At 67.9% G+C, this 14,909-nt stretch carries 12 protein-coding genes and 1 tRNA gene; 7 read left to right on the forward strand and 6 right to left on the reverse strand.

The window, feature by feature from the left end:
- The first annotated feature begins 8 nt into the window (after window positions 1–8).
- From EQ874_RS02520 to EQ874_RS02525, 3 genes are all read left to right on the forward strand, one after another.
- A complete protein-coding gene (locus EQ874_RS02520) occupies window positions 9–2,495 on the forward strand; it encodes a glycoside hydrolase family 2 protein (RefSeq protein ID WP_242496606.1) in 2,487 nt (828 codons plus the stop codon).
- A 164-nt stretch (window positions 2,496–2,659) separates the two neighbouring features.
- Complete coding sequence (locus EQ874_RS22810) at window positions 2,660–2,824, forward strand: hypothetical protein (RefSeq protein ID WP_165369179.1); 165 nt, start codon at window positions 2,660–2,662, stop codon at window positions 2,822–2,824.
- A gap of 85 nt (window positions 2,825–2,909) precedes the next feature.
- Window positions 2,910–3,941 (forward strand): NADP-dependent oxidoreductase, encoded by a 1,032-nt coding sequence (locus EQ874_RS02525; RefSeq protein WP_064062467.1) that lies wholly within the window; start codon window positions 2,910–2,912, stop codon window positions 3,939–3,941.
- 91 nt (window positions 3,942–4,032) lie between these two features.
- Here EQ874_RS02525 and EQ874_RS02530 read toward each other — a convergent pair whose 3' ends face one another.
- From EQ874_RS02530 to pcaB, 4 genes are read right to left on the reverse strand one after another with little or no spacing between them, the layout of a single operon-like run.
- Window positions 4,033–5,244: an acetyl-CoA C-acetyltransferase gene (locus EQ874_RS02530; RefSeq protein ID WP_129975350.1), complete on the reverse strand. Its 1,212-nt coding sequence runs from the start codon at window positions 5,242–5,244 to the stop codon at window positions 4,033–4,035.
- Window positions 5,245–5,266: 22 nt separating this feature from the next.
- The gene (locus tag EQ874_RS02535) at window positions 5,267–6,088 is read right to left on the reverse strand and encodes an IclR family transcriptional regulator C-terminal domain-containing protein (protein WP_129975352.1); all 822 of its coding nucleotides are present in this window, start codon (window positions 6,086–6,088) and stop codon (window positions 5,267–5,269) included.
- Entirely contained in the window at window positions 6,085–7,254 is a 1,170-nt protein-coding gene (gene pcaD, locus EQ874_RS02540; protein ID WP_064062470.1) for a 3-oxoadipate enol-lactonase, read from the reverse strand. The genes EQ874_RS02535 and pcaD overlap by 4 nt, the downstream gene beginning before the upstream one ends.
- Window positions 7,251–8,600 (reverse strand): 3-carboxy-cis,cis-muconate cycloisomerase, encoded by a 1,350-nt coding sequence (pcaB, locus tag EQ874_RS02545; RefSeq protein ID WP_129975354.1) that lies wholly within the window; start codon window positions 8,598–8,600, stop codon window positions 7,251–7,253. The genes pcaD and pcaB overlap by 4 nt, the downstream gene beginning before the upstream one ends.
- A 154-nt stretch (window positions 8,601–8,754) precedes the next feature.
- Here pcaB and EQ874_RS02550 point away from each other — a divergent pair, with 154 nt between their 5' ends.
- Together EQ874_RS02550 and EQ874_RS02555 are read left to right on the forward strand one after the other, a co-directional pair.
- Window positions 8,755–9,501, forward strand: coding sequence for a CoA transferase subunit A (locus EQ874_RS02550; protein WP_016931567.1), 747 nt, complete (start codon window positions 8,755–8,757; stop codon window positions 9,499–9,501).
- Window positions 9,498–10,145 carry a CoA transferase subunit B gene (locus EQ874_RS02555; RefSeq protein WP_016931568.1) on the forward strand — a complete coding sequence of 216 codons (648 nt, stop codon included), beginning with the start codon at window positions 9,498–9,500 and terminating at the stop codon, window positions 10,143–10,145. Before EQ874_RS02550 ends, EQ874_RS02555 begins: the two co-directional genes overlap by 4 nt.
- A gap of 75 nt (window positions 10,146–10,220) precedes the next feature.
- On the opposite strand, the gene EQ874_RS02560 is transcribed toward EQ874_RS02555, so the two are convergent.
- Window positions 10,221–11,351, reverse strand: coding sequence for an AI-2E family transporter (locus tag EQ874_RS02560; RefSeq protein WP_064062472.1), 1,131 nt, complete (start codon window positions 11,349–11,351; stop codon window positions 10,221–10,223).
- A gap of 131 nt (window positions 11,352–11,482) precedes the next feature.
- Window positions 11,483–11,559 (reverse strand) — tRNA-Met (locus EQ874_RS02565).
- 201 nt (window positions 11,560–11,760) lie between these two features.
- Between EQ874_RS02565 and EQ874_RS02570 the strand changes: the two genes are divergently transcribed.
- Complete coding sequence (locus EQ874_RS02570; protein ID WP_129975356.1) at window positions 11,761–13,305, forward strand: ABC transporter substrate-binding protein; 1,545 nt, start codon at window positions 11,761–11,763, stop codon at window positions 13,303–13,305.
- Between the two features lie 31 nt (window positions 13,306–13,336).
- The gene (locus EQ874_RS02575) at window positions 13,337–14,875 is read left to right on the forward strand and encodes an ABC transporter substrate-binding protein (protein WP_037221853.1); all 1,539 of its coding nucleotides are present in this window, start codon (window positions 13,337–13,339) and stop codon (window positions 14,873–14,875) included.
- The last annotated feature ends 34 nt before the right edge of the window (window positions 14,876–14,909 follow it).

Genomic DNA, 14,909 nt, shown 5'->3' on the forward strand with positions numbered 1-14,909 from the left:
CGGCGCACATGGATCTGCTGCACGACACCCGGTGGCGTTGCCTCGGAGTCGATTCCGGGACGGTGGTGCATCCCGACGAACTCCCACAGGACGGTCGTTGGTTACCGGTCCGCATACCCGGCACGGCCGCGGGCGCGATCCGGGATGCCGACGGCGCCGCGGCGGCCCGGGCGTCGTCACCCGACAGCAGCGACTGGTGGTTCGTCACCGACGTCGAGGTGTCCGGCCACGGACCGTGGTACCTGACCTTCGACGGGCTCGCGACCCTCGCGGACGTCTGGGTCGACGGTACGCTCGTCGCCACATCGGAATCGATGTTCGTGCCGTTCACCGTCGTTCTCGACCACCTGTCGTCGACGACGCGGATCGCCATCCGGTGCGCCTCGCTCGACGCCGCACTCCGTGAGCGCAGGCCGCGCGGACGCTGGCGTTCGTCGCTCGTATCGGCCCAGGGACTGCGGTGGTTCCGCGCCACGATGCTCGGGCGTGCCCCGGTCTACGGCGGAGCCCCGGCACCGGTCGGTCCGTGGCGTCCCGTGCGTCTCGTCGGCTCCGGCGAACCGGTCGTGCTGGAATGTGCGATACGGACGGCTCTGCACGGATCCGAGGGGATCGCCGATATCGATCTCGTCCTGGCCGGCGCCGCCGTCTCCGAGGCGGTCGTCGACATCGAAGGCGCGACGGCGCACGCACGGCCCGACTACGGATCCGACGGTACGGCACACGTGCGGATGCAGGTGACGCTCCCCGAGGTGAGACGGTGGTGGCCGCACACCTACGGCGACCCGAACCTGTATGCGGCACACGTTCTTCTGAACGGGCATCGGATCGAACTGGGCCGCATCGGTTTCCGCTCGGTGGAGCAGGTTCCCGGCGACGGCTTCGGCCTGCGGGTCAACGACGTCGACGTCTTCTGCCGCGGACTGGTGTGGACACCGACCGACCCCATCGCGCTGAACGACCCGGCCGGCACCCGACGCATCCTCGAACGCTGCGTGTCCGCAGGCGTGGACACGATCCGTATCCCGGGCACCCTGGTCTACGAGGACGACGAGTTCTACTCGGCGTGTGCGGAACTGGGCATCATGGTGTGGCAGGACGTCATGCTCGCCACGACAGACCCGCCCGACGACCCGCACGTCCGCTCGCTGCTCGAGGGCGAGGTGCGCGCACTGTCGCGCCGGTGTGCGGGGAATCCGGCTCTCGTCGTGCTGTGCGGGGGGAGCGAGACCGAACAGCAACCGGCCATGCTGGGTCTGACCGGCGTGCCGATTGCGGCACTCGACGACTGGTTGCCCGAGATCGTCGACCGTGAGTGGCCGGGTGCGGTGTGGGTGTCCTCGTCGCCGTCCGCGCCCCCGGGCAGCGACACGCTTCCGATCGCGGTCGGTTCGGGTGTGGCGCACTACTTCGGTGTCGGGGGATACCGCCGTCCGATCGGTGACGTACGTGTCGCCGGCGTCCGCTTCGCCGCCGAATGCCTCGCGTTCTCGATTCCGCCGTCCGACACCGCGATCGAAGCCGAGTTCGGCAGCGTGAATGTTGCCGGTCACCATCCGCGGTGGAAGGCGGCTGTGCCACGCGACAACGGCGCCCCCTGGGACTTCGAGGACGTGCGAGACCATTATGTGCGCACGATCTTCGGGGTCGACCCCTCCGAGGTGCGGTGGGCCGATCCCGCCCGGTATCTCGCGCTCGGGCGGGCGGCGATGTGCGAGGCGTACACCGAGGTGCTGCAGTACTGGCGACGAGCCGGATCGGGATGTCGCGGCGCCCTGATCCTGTCCGCCCGCGACCTGCAACCGGGTGCCGGATGGGGTGTGCTCGACGCCGACGGGAACCCGAAGGCACCGTGGTGGGTGCTGGCCCGGGTGTTCGCGCCCGTCACCGTGCTTCTCACCGACGACGGCCTCGACGGTCTGCGTGTGGACGCGATCAACGACACCGCCGACGTCCTCGACGTCACGCTGCAGGTGCAGGCCCACACCCCGTCGGGTGCCGTGCCGGTGGACGTGTCGCTGCCGTTGTGTCTCGATCCGCACGAAACCCGGGTGTTCTCGTGGGCTGCGCTGACAGGCGGCTTCACCGATGTCAATTTTGCGTATCGATTCGGGCCGCGCACATTCGAGACTGCCACCGCACGGCTGGTGGATCACGCCGGTGCGGTGTTGTCGGAGTCCGTGCATCTCGTGGGTGGTCCGGCACGGGCCGTCGAGCGTGGAACCGGGCTGGACGCGACCGCTCGACCGGTCCCGGACGGCTGGAGCGTGCAGGTGCGAACCGAGGCCGCCGCGCACTACGTTCATCTCGATGTCACCGGTGGTGACCTGCAGGATTCGTGGTTCCACCTGCCTCCCGGAGGTTCTCGTACGATCGCCGTGCGGGCCTGGGATCCGGACTCGGCCCTGAGTGGCCGGGTGGGGGCGTTGAACTCGGCCACGAGCGCACCGATCCGTGTACTTCCCGCCTCGGACGGTCACGAGGTCCGCAGGTAGCTCCCGAGGGCCTCCGACGGACCGGTGCGAGGTACGCCGAAAGCGACAGGTGCATATCGGGCATGGACGGGGTATATGTATCTCCCAAGGGGTCGCTCACCCGATTTGCACCTTCTGTACGGTGCCGGTGGCCGCCTCTCCCCGCCTTCCGAGAGGAGATCGACATGGCGATCCGCTCCACATCGCAGATGGGTGCCTCGCACACCGCTTCGTCCACTCGCCGTCCTGCCCGGGTCGAGCAGGACGGACCGTCCTTCACCGAGGTCATCCACTCGCAGCTGTTCTCGAACTATCAGGTGCCTCGCGGTGAGGTGCAGCGCAGCGCCTGACCCCACACCCCTCCGGCGCGAGATCGTGCCTGCCGGGGTGCCCGCGCGGCGTTCAGGACGCCTCCGCGTGCGGCACACTGTCGGCATGAGTGAAACCACGAGTCAGAGCACCCGCATCGTTCTCGCCTCGCGTCCGGAGGGGGCACCCACCGCCGACAACTTTCGCTTCGAGACGGTGGATCTGCCCGAGGTCGACGACGGTCAGATCCTCCTGCGCGTCGTCTACCTGTCCCTCGACCCGTACATGCGCGGCCGGATGAGCACCGCGAAGTCGTATGCCGCGCACGTCGAACTCGGGGACGTGATGGTCGCCGGAACGGTGGGCCAGGTCGTCGAATCGCGGTACGACGGACTCGAGCCGGGCGACTACGTCCTCGCAGGTGCCGGCTGGCAGTCGCACGCCGTCCTCGACGGTTCCGCGGTACGCAAACTCGATCCGCGGGCCGCGCCGATATCCACTGCCGTGGGTGTGCTCGGAATGCCCGGTTTCACAGCCTATTCCGGACTTCTGAAGATCGGGCAGCCGAAGGAGGGCGAGACCGTCGTCGTCGCTGCCGCCACCGGGCCGGTGGGATCTGCCGTGGGGCAGATCGCGAAGCTGAAAGGGGCGCGCGCGGTCGGTATCGCAGGTGGGCAGGAGAAGTGCCGCGCGCTGATCGAGGAATTCGGTTTCGACGCGGCGATCGACCACCGCGACCCGAACTTCGCCGACACGCTGGCCGAGGCAGTTCCCGACGGCATCGACGTCTACTTCGAGAATGTGGGCGGACCGGTGCAGGAGGCGGTGTGGCCGTTGCTCAACACCTACGCGCGAATTCCGGTGTGCGGTCTGGTCGCGCAGTACAACGGTGCAGATCTGAACCGCAAGGACCGTCTTCCGGGACTGTTCAACTCGATTCTCACCAAGAGCCTCACGATCCGCGGGTTCATCCAGAGCGAATTCGTCAAGGAGATGTACGGCGATTTCCTGCGTGAGGTCTCGGCGTGGGTCCGAGACGGGAAGCTCGAGTACCGCGAGGACATCGTCGACGGACTCGAGAACGCCCCGGAGGCGTTCATCGGCATGCTCGAAGGGAAGAACTTCGGGAAGATGCTCGTGCGGGTCGCGCCGGAGTGACGGACACCGTACGGTGCTCGCGACGGAGGATCGCGTCGCGAGCACCGTGCGGGGAACGTCGGGCGCTACGGTCGAATACCGTCACTCGCCGTCAGGCGATGCGCTCGAATACAGCGGCGAGCCCCTGGCCACCGCCGATGCACATCGTCTCGAGTCCGTAGCGACCCTCACGGCGGTCGAGTTCGCGCAGCAGTGTGGCGAGGATGCGTCCGCCGGTCGCGCCCACCGGGTGTCCGAGCGAGATGCCGGAGCCGTTGGGATTCAGGCGCGGGTCGTCGGCCTCGATGCCCCACGAGCGGGTGACCGCCAAGGCCTGTGCGGCGAACGCCTCGTTGAGTTCGATGACGTCCATGTCGGCGAGCGTGAGTCCGAGCCGGCCGAGGGCTTTCTCGGTGGCGGGCACCGGGCCGATACCCATGGTGCGCGGCGGCACACCGGCCACCGCCCAGCTCGCGAGGCGGGCCAGTGGACGCAGACCCAGCGCGGCGGCCTTCTCGGCGGTGGTGACGATCGCGAGAGCGGCACCGTCGTTCTGGCCGCTGGCGTTGCCCGCGGTGACGGTCGACTCGGGATCGATCTTGCCGCGGATCGGGCGCAGTTTGGCGAGGGACTCCATCGAGGTGTCGGCGCGGGGGTGTTCGTCGGTGTCGACGACCAGCGGATCGCCCTTGCGCTGCGGCACCGTGAGGGGCACGATCTCCTGCGCGAACACGCCGTTCTTCTGCGCGGCGACGGCGCGCTGGTGCGACTGCACGGCAAGCGCGTCCTGGTCCTCACGGCTGATGGAGAACTCGGCACGCAGGTTCTCGGCGGTCTCGATCATGCCGCCGGGCACCGGGAAGTCGCGGCCACCGGCGGTGACGCGAGCGCGGGCGAGGCGATCGGACAGTGCGACGGCTTCGCCCTTGACGCCCCAGCGCATGCCGGTCGCGTAGAACTCGGCCTGGCTCATGGACTCGGCGCCGCCGGCGAGGATCAGGTCGCTGCCGCCGGTGTGGACCTGCATGACGGCCTGCAGGATCGCCTGCAGACCCGAGCCGCAGCGGCGGTCGACCTGCAGGCCCGGAACGTCCACGCCGAGACCGGCGTTGAGGGCGGCGACGCGGCCGAGGGCCGGGGCTTCACCGTTCGGGGAGGCCTGGCCGAGGAGGACGTCGTCGATGTCGGAGCCGGTGATGCCGGTGCGGGTGACGAGTTCGCGGATGAGGGTGGCTGCAAGATCCTCGGGGGCGATGTCCTTCAGAACACCACCGAACCGGCCCACCGGGGTGCGCAGGGGTTCGCAGATCACTACGTCGGTCATGATGTACCTCGATCGGGGTTGTTCACTGGTGGGTCTGGGTGCGGGCGAGATCCGTGGAGATCGCCTCGGCGGTGGCGAGCAGCGCCGGGACGAGTTCGCCGTGCACGACCTCCATCCGGTAGCGGGCCGCGTGGGTCGACAGGTTCACCGACGCCACAACGGTTCCCGACGCGTCGCGGATCGGTGCGGCAAGTGATCGCAGGCCTTCTTCGAGTTCCTGGTCGACCACGCAGTATCCGTTGCGACGTACCGTGGCGATCTCGGCGCGCAGCTCCTCGGCGGTGGTGACGGTGTTGCCGGTGATGGGTGCGAGATCGGCGCGGGCGAGATAGGCCTCGAACTCGTCGTCGGTCAGGCCGGCGAGCAGCACTCGTCCCATGGAGGTCGCGTAGGCGGGGAAGCGGGTGCCGAGCGTGATGGTGACGGTCATGATGCGGCTGACAGGGACTCGCGCGACGTAGACGACGTCGTCTCCGTCGAGCACCGACACCGAGGTCGATTCCTTGACCTTCTCGGCGAGCGATTCGAGATGCGGCCGCGCAACCTCCGGAAGCGTCAGCGCGGACAGATAGCTGTATCCGAGTTCGAGCACCCGTGGGGTGAGCCAGAACTGGGAACCGTCGGTGTGGACGTAGCCGAGTTCGATGAGCGTCAACAGGAATCGGCGGGCGGTGGCGCGAGTGAGGCCGGTCGCGCGGGCGACGTCCGAGAGCGACTGCCGCTGGGTATGCGCACCGAAGGCTTTGATGACCGACAGGCCACGGGCCAGCGACTGCACGTAATCTGTTGACGCTCCCGGGTTCTCGCGAGCGACCTCGGGAGTGGTGACGTCGGGAGTGCTCACGACCCCGTGCCTCCCTCGGTGTCGGCGAGTGCCTGCTTGCCGAGCGCGAACGCGCGGTTGCTGTTGGGGACTCCCGCGTAGACCGCGGTGTGCAGGAACACCTCGACGAGGTCGTCGGGATCGATCCCCGCGCGGAGGGCGGCGCGGATGTGCATGTCGAGTTCGTGCTCGTTGCCGACCGCGGTGAGGATCGCGAGGGTGAGCAGGCGGCGGGTGCGGTGGTCGAGGCCCGGACGTGCCCAGATGTCGCCCCATGCCGTGCGGGTGATGAAATCCTGGAAGGGCCGGGTGAATTCGGTGGTCGACTCGATGGACCGGTCGACGTGGGCGTCACCGAGGACGGAACGGCGCACCCGCAGTCCCTCCTCGAACACCGCGGTGCGGTGCGCGGCGGATGGAGTGGCGCACGAGATGTGTTCGCGGATGAGCTTTGTGATCCGTCCCGCCTGCTCCACGTTGGCGAGGTGCGCGCCGGGGGAGACGACGTGGAAGGCGGAGTCGGCGATTCCGTCGGCCAGCTGTTGCATCGTCGACGGCGGGGTGGCGGGATCCTGCTCGCCGGCGATCACCAGGGTGGGCGCGACGATCCGCGCGAGATCGGGACGGCCGTCCCAGGTCGCCAGCGCCTCGCAGCATGCGGCGTAGCCCTCGTCGGTGGTGCCCTTCACCATCTCGACGTGGCGGGTGACCAGATCCGGATCGTGCTCGGCCAGTTCGGGAGTGAACCATCGCGAGACGATGGAGTCGGCGATCGAGGCGAGGCCGTCGTTGCGAACGGACGCGGCCCGGTCGTACCAGGGCTGGGCGGGCTGGAAGGCCGGCGAGGTGCACAGCAGCGTCAGTGTGCGCACGCGTTCGGGGTGATGCGCGGCGAGCCACTGTCCGACGGCACCGCCGAGCGACAGGCCGACGTAGTGCACGGCGTCGAGTCCGAGCGAGTCGAGCAGGGCGACGACGTCGCCGGCGAGCTCCTCGATCGTGTAGGGGCCGGACGGCGCGGGGGAGGGGCCGTGTCCGCGATGGTCGGCCGCGACGACGTTCCAGTCGGGCGACAGGGAGTGGATCTGCGGTGCCCACATCGACAGGTCCGAACCCAGCGAACCGAGGAACAGGACGGTCGGCTTCGTGGGGTCGCCGTACTGTTCGTAGTTGAGCATGACGGTCATCGGGTACCTCCTGTGGTTCGGTTCGTGGTGTCGTGGCGGGTGAGAACGCGATCGACGATGTCGGCGGCATGACCGAGATAGCGTGTGGGGTCGAGAAGTTCGCGCACGTTCTGCGGATCGAGATGTGCTGTGACGACGGGGTCCTCGTCGAGCCGCCTGCCGGCGACCGCCGCATCGGTGACGATCGAGCGTGCGTCGTCGGTGTGTTCGGCGAGTGCGGCAGTGACCTTCTCGGCGAGGATCGCTCCGCCGGTGAGCGCGAGATTGCGGTCGAGCGCGTCGGTGTGGACGTGCAGCCCGTTCAGGCTCACCGAGAGTTGGTGCGCGGCACCGCCGGTGAGGCGCAGGATGTCGCCGAGCGTCTCCCATTCGGCGTGCCAGGCGCCGGCGGCGCGCTGGAACTCGTGGTCGGTCGACGACAGGATCGTCGAGACGAGACCGGGTACGCGCCGGGCGGCGGCACGCGCGGTGACGGCCGCGACGGGATTGCGCTTGTGCGGCATGGCCGACGACCCGCCGGGCGCATCCTCGCTCACCTCGCCGAACTCGGTGCTCGCCATGAGCACGACATCGGTGGCGGGCTTCGCGACCGTACCCGCGGCGACGCCGAGTGCGCCTGCAAGGGTGGTGATCGGAGTGCGTGCGGTGTGCCACGGGGCGACGGGACGTGCGAGTCCGAGCAGGTCGGCGACGGTGTCGGCGAACGCGAAGCCGTCGGGATGGACGGCGGCGAGCGTGCCTGCGGCCCCGCCGTACTGCGCGGGCAGGACGGACAGGGCGCGGCCGAGTTCGGTGACGGCGTCGTCCAGGGACAGGAGCCAGCCGGCCGCGAGAGCACCGAAGGTGGTGGGCAGCGCCTGCTGGCCGAGGGTGCGCGCGACCATCGGCGTCTCACGGTGCGTGGCGGCCAGACGGGCTGCGCCGTCGGCCGCGGAGCGCAGGTTCGCCACGACGATGGCGCCCGCGCGGTGGGCGAGCAGCATCAGCGCGGTGTCGAGGACGTCCTGGCTGGTCGCGCCGATGTGCACGGCCCGCGCGGGAGCATCGGCTCGCTCCCGCAGCAACGAAACCAGGGGGATGACGGCATTGCCGCCCGCCGCGGATCGTCGTCCGAGGTCGGCGGGATCGAGATCACCGGCGAGCGACGCGGCCGCTGTCGCGACGGCGTCGGCGTCGGCGTCCTCGATGCGGCCGAGTGCAGCTGCCGCACGGGTCAGCGCGACCTCCACGTCGAGTAGGGCGCCGATCCACGCGCGGTCCGACAGGGCGGCACCGAGTTCGTCCGCGCCGAAGACGGGGTCGAACAGCGGGCCCCGGTAGCCGGCGCCGGGGGATGAGGAAGACACGGACCTCCGATCCGAAATGTTCGCGATGTGGACGGATGGACGCTATGCGAACAGGTTAGTGCCGCCGTTGTGCACCCGCAACGATCCTACGCGTATGTGTTCGCATCGCGGACGGTAGTTCACATGACGTACACATGAGGGTATCGTGGCACACATGGACAAAGTCGTTGCCTCCGCCGCCGAGGCCGTAGCCGACATCCCCGACGGCGTCACGATCGCTGTCGGAGGGTTCGGCCTGGTCGGCATCCCCGAGATACTCATCGATGCAGTGCTCGAACAGGGCGCCACCGACCTCGAGACCGTCAGCAACAACTGCGGTACCGACGGCTTCGGGCTCGGTCTGCTGCTCGAGAAGGGGCGCATCCGCCGCACCATCTCGTCGTACGTCGGCTCCAACAAGGAGTTCGCGCGCCAGTACCTCGCCGGCGAACTCGAAGTCGAGCTCACCCCGCAGGGCACGCTCGCCGAACGCCTGCGCGCCGGTGGCGCGGGCATCCCCGCCTTCTTCACGCCCGCCGGGGTCGGCACGGCCGTCGAGGAAGGCGGACTGCCGCTGCGCTACGACGGGCACGGCGGTATCGCCCTCGCGTCGAAGCCGAAGGAGACCCGCGAGTTCGACGGCGAGACCTACGTGCTCGAACGCGGCATCGTCGCCGACTACGCGCTCGTGCACGCCTGGAAGGGCGACCGCCACGGCAACCTCGTCTACCGCGCGAGCGCCCGCAACTTCAACCCGCCGGCCGCCGCCTCGGGCCGCATCACGATCGCGCAGGTCGAGCACCTCGTCGAACCCGGCGAACTCGACCCCAACGAAATCCACACGCCCGGCATCCACGTGCAGCGTGTCGTACACGTCGGCCCCGTCGAGGTCGGCATCGAGAACCGGACGGTGCGCTCATGACACAGGCAACGAAGAAGGGGCTGACCCGCGAGGAGATGGCGGCACGCGTCGCCGAGGAACTCGAGGACGGCCAGTACGTCAACCTCGGAATCGGCATGCCCACCCTCGTGCCGAACTACCTCGAGCCCGGCGTCGAGGTCATCCTGCACTCGGAGAACGGTGTACTCGGCGTCGGCCCGTACCCGACCGAGGACGAACTCGATCCCGAGCTCATCAACGCCGGTAAGGAGACGATCACCGCGATCCCCGGTGCGTCGTACTTCGACTCGGCACAGTCGTTCGGCATGATCCGTGGCGGCCGGATCGACGTCGCGGTCCTGGGCGCGATGCAGGTCTCCGCCAAGGGCGACATCGCCAACTGGATGGTGCCCGGCGCGATGGTCAAGGGCATGGGCGGCGCGATGGACCTCGTCCACGGCGCCGAGCGCGTCATCGTGATGATGGATCACGTCACCAAGAAGGGCGACCCGAAGATCCTCGAGGAGTGCGTTCTGCCGCTCACCGGTCGTGGGTGCGTGCAGCGCATCATCACCGACCTCGCGGTCATCGACGTCACCGAGGAGGGACTGAAGCTCGTCGAGACGGCGCCCGGTGTGAGCACCGACGACGTCGTCGCTGCGACCGCGGCGAAGCTCATCGTCTGATCGGACATCGTCCGACCGGGCAACGACGGCGGGGCCGGGCGCGAGGAGATCGTGCGACCGGCCCCGTCTCGCTTCTCAGTCGTAGTCGTCACTGTCGGCCGTGAGGTCGGGGCTGTCCGGGTCCGGCTCCTCCCCGCCCACCTCCGGGATCAATTCGTAGCGGTGCCCGAAGGACTCGACGAGCGCCTGCAGGATCGCGACCACCGGCACGGACACCAGAGCGCCCACCGGGCCGAACAGGGTGGCACCGACGATCACCGAACCGAATGCCACCGCCGGGTGGATCGATACGGTGCGGGCCGTGATGCGTGGGTGCAGCACGTAGTTCTCGACCTGCTGGTAGATCGTGCCGAAGGCGATCACCCACACGCCGTCGAGCGGTTGCTGCACCGCGGCGATGAGCGCGGGGAGACCGATTGCGAGATAGGTACCGATGGTCGGGATGAACTGCGAGACCACCCCGGTCCAGATCGCGAGCGGAAGCCAGTACGGAACGCCGATGATCAGGAAGAAGATTCCAGTGAAGATCGACGAGGCGGCGGCGAGGATCAGCCGGGAGACGACGTAACCGCCGGCCTTCTCCACCGAGGTCTCCCACACGTTCGCGATCAACTGCTGTTGCCGGGCGGGGAACCAGCTCGCGATCGTCCGCCGCATCTGCGGCCCCTCCGCAGACATGTAGAAGACGAACAACAGAAGCGTCAGGATCTGGAACAGGGCACCGACCAGGGTGCTGAGGACGCCGAGCACACCGGGCGTGAACCGTTGCGCCAGATCACGGAGCGTGTCGGGCGTGATCTTGAGCAGCTCGTCCCCGGTCTTGAAATTCGTGTCGAAAGTGCGGTTCGCCCAATCGGTGAGGCGTGTGAGCGCATCCGGAAGTGTGGTGAGCAACTGGGCGATCTGGTCGAACAGGAGCGTGCCGAACACCGCGAAGAACCCGATGGTGAGTGCGATCAGGGAGAACAACACCAGGCCGGTGCCGGCACCGCGACGCATCCCGAACCGTTCGAGCCGATCGACGATCGGTTCGATGGTGATGCTGAACAACCATGCCAGGAACAGCAGGCCGAGGAAGCCTTTCAGATTGTGGAACAGCCAGCCCGACATCTGATAGAAGGCGACGGCCAGCAGCACACCGACGATCGTGGGCCGGAGCCAACGGGGAGTCCGTGGTCGATCGGCGACGGTCGCGCGCTTGGCCATCCCACCCTCCCGCTCTGCAGAGACTCTGCCGCGAAATCTACTCGGTGAGCGCGGCCGGGGGGAGCCGTACCGAGACCGAGGAGCATCCACAAAAGAACCGGCCCGGACTCGTGTGAGTCCGGGCCGGTCGGTGGTAGCGGGGACAGGATTCGAACCTGCGACCTCTGGGTTATGAGCCCAGCGAGCTACCGAGCTGCTCCACCCCGCGTTGCATGTCCAACCATACACGACTTCCGAGGGCGCGTTGACCACCCCTCGTCCGTAGAACGTCCCCGTGCTTGCCGATCTCGATCAGCGGGACCTGCAGAGTGTGACGCGTCACAGACTCATAGGTTCGGTCGGTAATCGGGCAGCCGTGGTACGGCTGCCCGAAACCGGTCTGTACGAACATTTTCGAGAGAGGGGTGGCATGGCTGTTGTGTCGAGGAGGTCGCCGATCCGCTTGTGGGGAGCGGCGATCGGAGCCTGTGCAGTCCTGCTCACCGCGTGCGGTTCGACTCCCACCGAGAACTCCGGGGTCGCCGATCCTGCCGTGCCGCTGCACTATGCCACCGTCTTCGGAGTCTCGTCGTTCGATCCGCACAAGACGCGGATCACCAGCGACGCCACCATGCTCAACATGGTCTACGACCGCCTCGTCCACCGTGACGCAGCCGGGCAGCCGGTGCCCGGACTCGCCGAAGCGTGGGAGATCGACGAGAGGTCGTTGACCCTCCACCTGCGGGAGGGGTTGACCTTCTCCGGTGGCGCCGTCCTCGACGCCGACGCCGTCGTCGCCAATCTCCGACGTGCGCTCGAGCCGGACTCGATCACGGCGCCGATGCTGGCGGGTGTGAGTGGGGTCGCCGCATCGGACGACCGCACGGTCGTGGTGAGCTTCGACGGTCCGGGTGCTCAGTACGTGCTGGCGCTGTCGGATCTTGCCGGGATGGTCGTCGATCCCGGAGCCTTCGGAAACCCGGACAAGGATGCACGACTCGCGCTCACGCCCGCAGGTGCGGGACGGTACGTCCTTGCGGCGTCCCGACCGGGCGCCGAGTACGAGTTCACCGCCAGGGCGGACTACTGGGACCCGGAGGCGATCGGCACCGACACCTTCGTCTGGACGGTGATGACCGATCCGCAAGCGCGTCTCAGTGCGGTGTCGGCCGGAGACATCGACGTCGCCATCACCACACCCCTGATGATCGACGCCGCCGAACAGCAGGGCCTTCGAGTGGAGACCGCACTTCGGCTCGACCACATGGCGCTGAATTTCAACCGGACCCGCAGCGAGTTCGGCAAGCTCGAGGTACGCAAGGCCATCGCACACGCAATCGACCGTCAGGCTATCGCGGACACGGCGATGGAGGGCCACGCCGAAGCGGCGGCGCAGAACTTCCCGAAGGACTACTTCGCGTACGACCCGGATCTCGCCGACGACTACCGATACGATCCCGAGAAGGCGCGGCAGCTGCTGGCCGATGCGGGGCTGCCGAACGGATTCTCGTTCACTGCGATCCTGCTGAATCTCCCCGAGAACGTGCAGGTGGCGCAGATCGTGCAGCAGCAACTCGCACAGGTCGGCATCGACATGAAGCTCGAGCCGCTGCCCCCGTCGGATGCGTCGCCGACCTTCTACCGGGGGGACGCCGATGCCTTTCTCACGACCTTCACCGGCCGTTCCGATCCGGCGCTGCTGCTGTCCGCGCTCTTCGGGGAGAATTCACCGCAGAACCCTTCCCGCACCACTGCACCGGGCTTCCGGGAGGCGCTGGACGCCGCCAACCGTGAGACCGACCTGCAGGTTCGGGGGGACAGGCTCGGGGAGGTCTCGAAGACCGTCTCGGACAACGTCCTTGCTGTGCCCTTGGTCTTCTTCGAACTCGGATCGACACTCACCGATCGGGTCGTCGGATACGAAACGAACCTGTTGATCGACGAATGGCGTGGCGTCGGCATCGCCGCGTCCTGACCGTCGACCGCTCCAGAAACGAAGGAATCTCATGTCTCGTAAATCGTTGACCTCGGTCGTCGCCGCGTTCGCTGCCGCGCTTCTGCTCGCCGGCTGTGGGACGTCGGCTGCAACCGACAGCACCGCGGAGATCGACCCCCAGGTACCCCTGCGTTATGCCACGACATACGGTGCGTCGTCCTTCGATCCGCACAAGACTCGGATCACCAGCGATTCGACCATGCTGAATCTCGTCTACGACCGTTTGGTGCATCGCGACCGGAACGCCGATCCGGTGCCCGGACTCGCCGAATCCTGGGAGTTCTCCGAGGACGGATCCACGCTGACCTTGAAGCTGCGTCAGGGCGTGACCTTCTCGGACGGCACACCGCTCGATGCGCCTGCCGTGGTGGCGAATCTCCGTCGCGCGCTGGAACCCGACTCGATCACGGCCGCGATGCTCGCCGGCGTCGAATCGGTCGAGGCGTCCGACGCACACACCGTGGTGCTCCGACTGAACGGACCGGGCGGACAGCTCGTGCTCACGCTGTCGGACCTGCCGGGAATGATCGTCAACCCCAACGCTTTCGGAAGCCCGGACAAGAATGCGGCGCTCGTACTCCAACCGGCGGGAGCCGGCCGGTACACGGTGACCGAATCCCAGCCGGGCGCTCAGTACAGTTTCGTCGCCCGCGACGACTACTGGGATCAGGAAGCGTTGCAGGCAGAGCACTTCGAGTGGGTCGTCATGACCGATCCGCAGACCCGTGTGAATGCCGTCGCCTCCGACCAGCTCGACGCGGCGATGGCGACGCCGATGTCGCTCGACCCTGCCGAGCAGCAGGGACTGCAGACGAATGTGCAGACCAGCCTCAACAACTACGTTCTCAACCTGAATCGGACCCGGAGCGAGTTCGGCAAGCTCGAAGTGCGACAGGCCCTGGCCCATGCCGTGGACCGGGAGTCGGTGGTGGAGACCGCACTCGAAGGGCACGGTGAACCCGCGAGCCAGAACTTCCCCGCGGGATATTTCGCCCACAACGACGCCCTCGACGATCAGTACGCATTCGACCCCGACAAGGCGAAGCAGCTGCTCGACACCGCGGGTGTCCCGAACGGATTCTCCTTCGTGGCGGGTGTGTCCAACCTTCCCGAGAACCAGATGATCGGGCAGATCCTGCAGGAGCAACTCGCACGGGTCGGCATCACCATGGAGATCCGCTCCATGACGCCGACGGACCTCAACCCCGCCTTCAACCGGGGAGAGCTCGATGCCATCCTCACCACGCTCGTCGGCCGCGCCGATCCCTCCCTGCTGCTGACCTCGTTCTACGGTCAGGATTCCCCGCAGAACCCGTCCCACGATGCGATCCCCGGTTTCCGGGAGGCCATGGAAGCGGCCAACCGCGCCACCGACCCCGCAGAACGCGCGGTGCGCCTCGGTGAAGTGAACGCCGTGGTGATGAACTATGCGGCAATGCTGCCGATCGCGTTCGCCGAGCTGGGTGCCGTCGCCTCGGACAGGCTGGTGGGTTACGAGCCCAACCGGGTGGTCGACGAGTGGCGTGGTGTCGGCGTGGCCGCCCCCTGACACAGGCAGTCGCACGGTCTCATGACCGTGATCG

The organism is Rhodococcus sp. Q1, from assembly GCF_004153645.1.
GTDB classification, from domain to species: Bacteria; Actinomycetota; Actinomycetes; order Mycobacteriales; family Mycobacteriaceae; genus Rhodococcus; species Rhodococcus gordoniae.

What these genes read in the sequence shown, in the direction of transcription:
- EQ874_RS02520 (WP_242496606.1), top strand. Translation starts at nt 9, where the DNA reads ATGGATCTGCTGCACGACACCCGGTGGCGTTGCCTCGGAGTCGATTCC.
- EQ874_RS22810 (WP_165369179.1), top strand. Translation starts at nt 2,660, where the DNA reads ATGGCGATCCGCTCCACATCGCAGATGGGTGCCTCGCACACCGCTTCG.
- EQ874_RS02525 (WP_064062467.1), top strand. Translation starts at nt 2,910, where the DNA reads ATGAGTGAAACCACGAGTCAGAGCACCCGCATCGTTCTCGCCTCGCGT.
- EQ874_RS02530 (WP_129975350.1), bottom strand. Translation starts at nt 5,244, where the DNA reads ATGACCGACGTAGTGATCTGCGAACCCCTGCGCACCCCGGTGGGCCGG.
- pcaD (WP_064062470.1), bottom strand. Translation starts at nt 7,254, where the DNA reads ATGACCGTCATGCTCAACTACGAACAGTACGGCGACCCCACGAAGCCG.
- EQ874_RS02550 (WP_016931567.1), top strand. Translation starts at nt 8,755, where the DNA reads ATGGACAAAGTCGTTGCCTCCGCCGCCGAGGCCGTAGCCGACATCCCC.
- EQ874_RS02555 (WP_016931568.1), top strand. Translation starts at nt 9,498, where the DNA reads ATGACACAGGCAACGAAGAAGGGGCTGACCCGCGAGGAGATGGCGGCA.
- EQ874_RS02560 (WP_064062472.1), bottom strand. Translation starts at nt 11,351, where the DNA reads ATGGCCAAGCGCGCGACCGTCGCCGATCGACCACGGACTCCCCGTTGG.
- EQ874_RS02570 (WP_129975356.1), top strand. Translation starts at nt 11,761, where the DNA reads ATGGCTGTTGTGTCGAGGAGGTCGCCGATCCGCTTGTGGGGAGCGGCG.
- EQ874_RS02575 (WP_037221853.1), top strand. Translation starts at nt 13,337, where the DNA reads ATGTCTCGTAAATCGTTGACCTCGGTCGTCGCCGCGTTCGCTGCCGCG.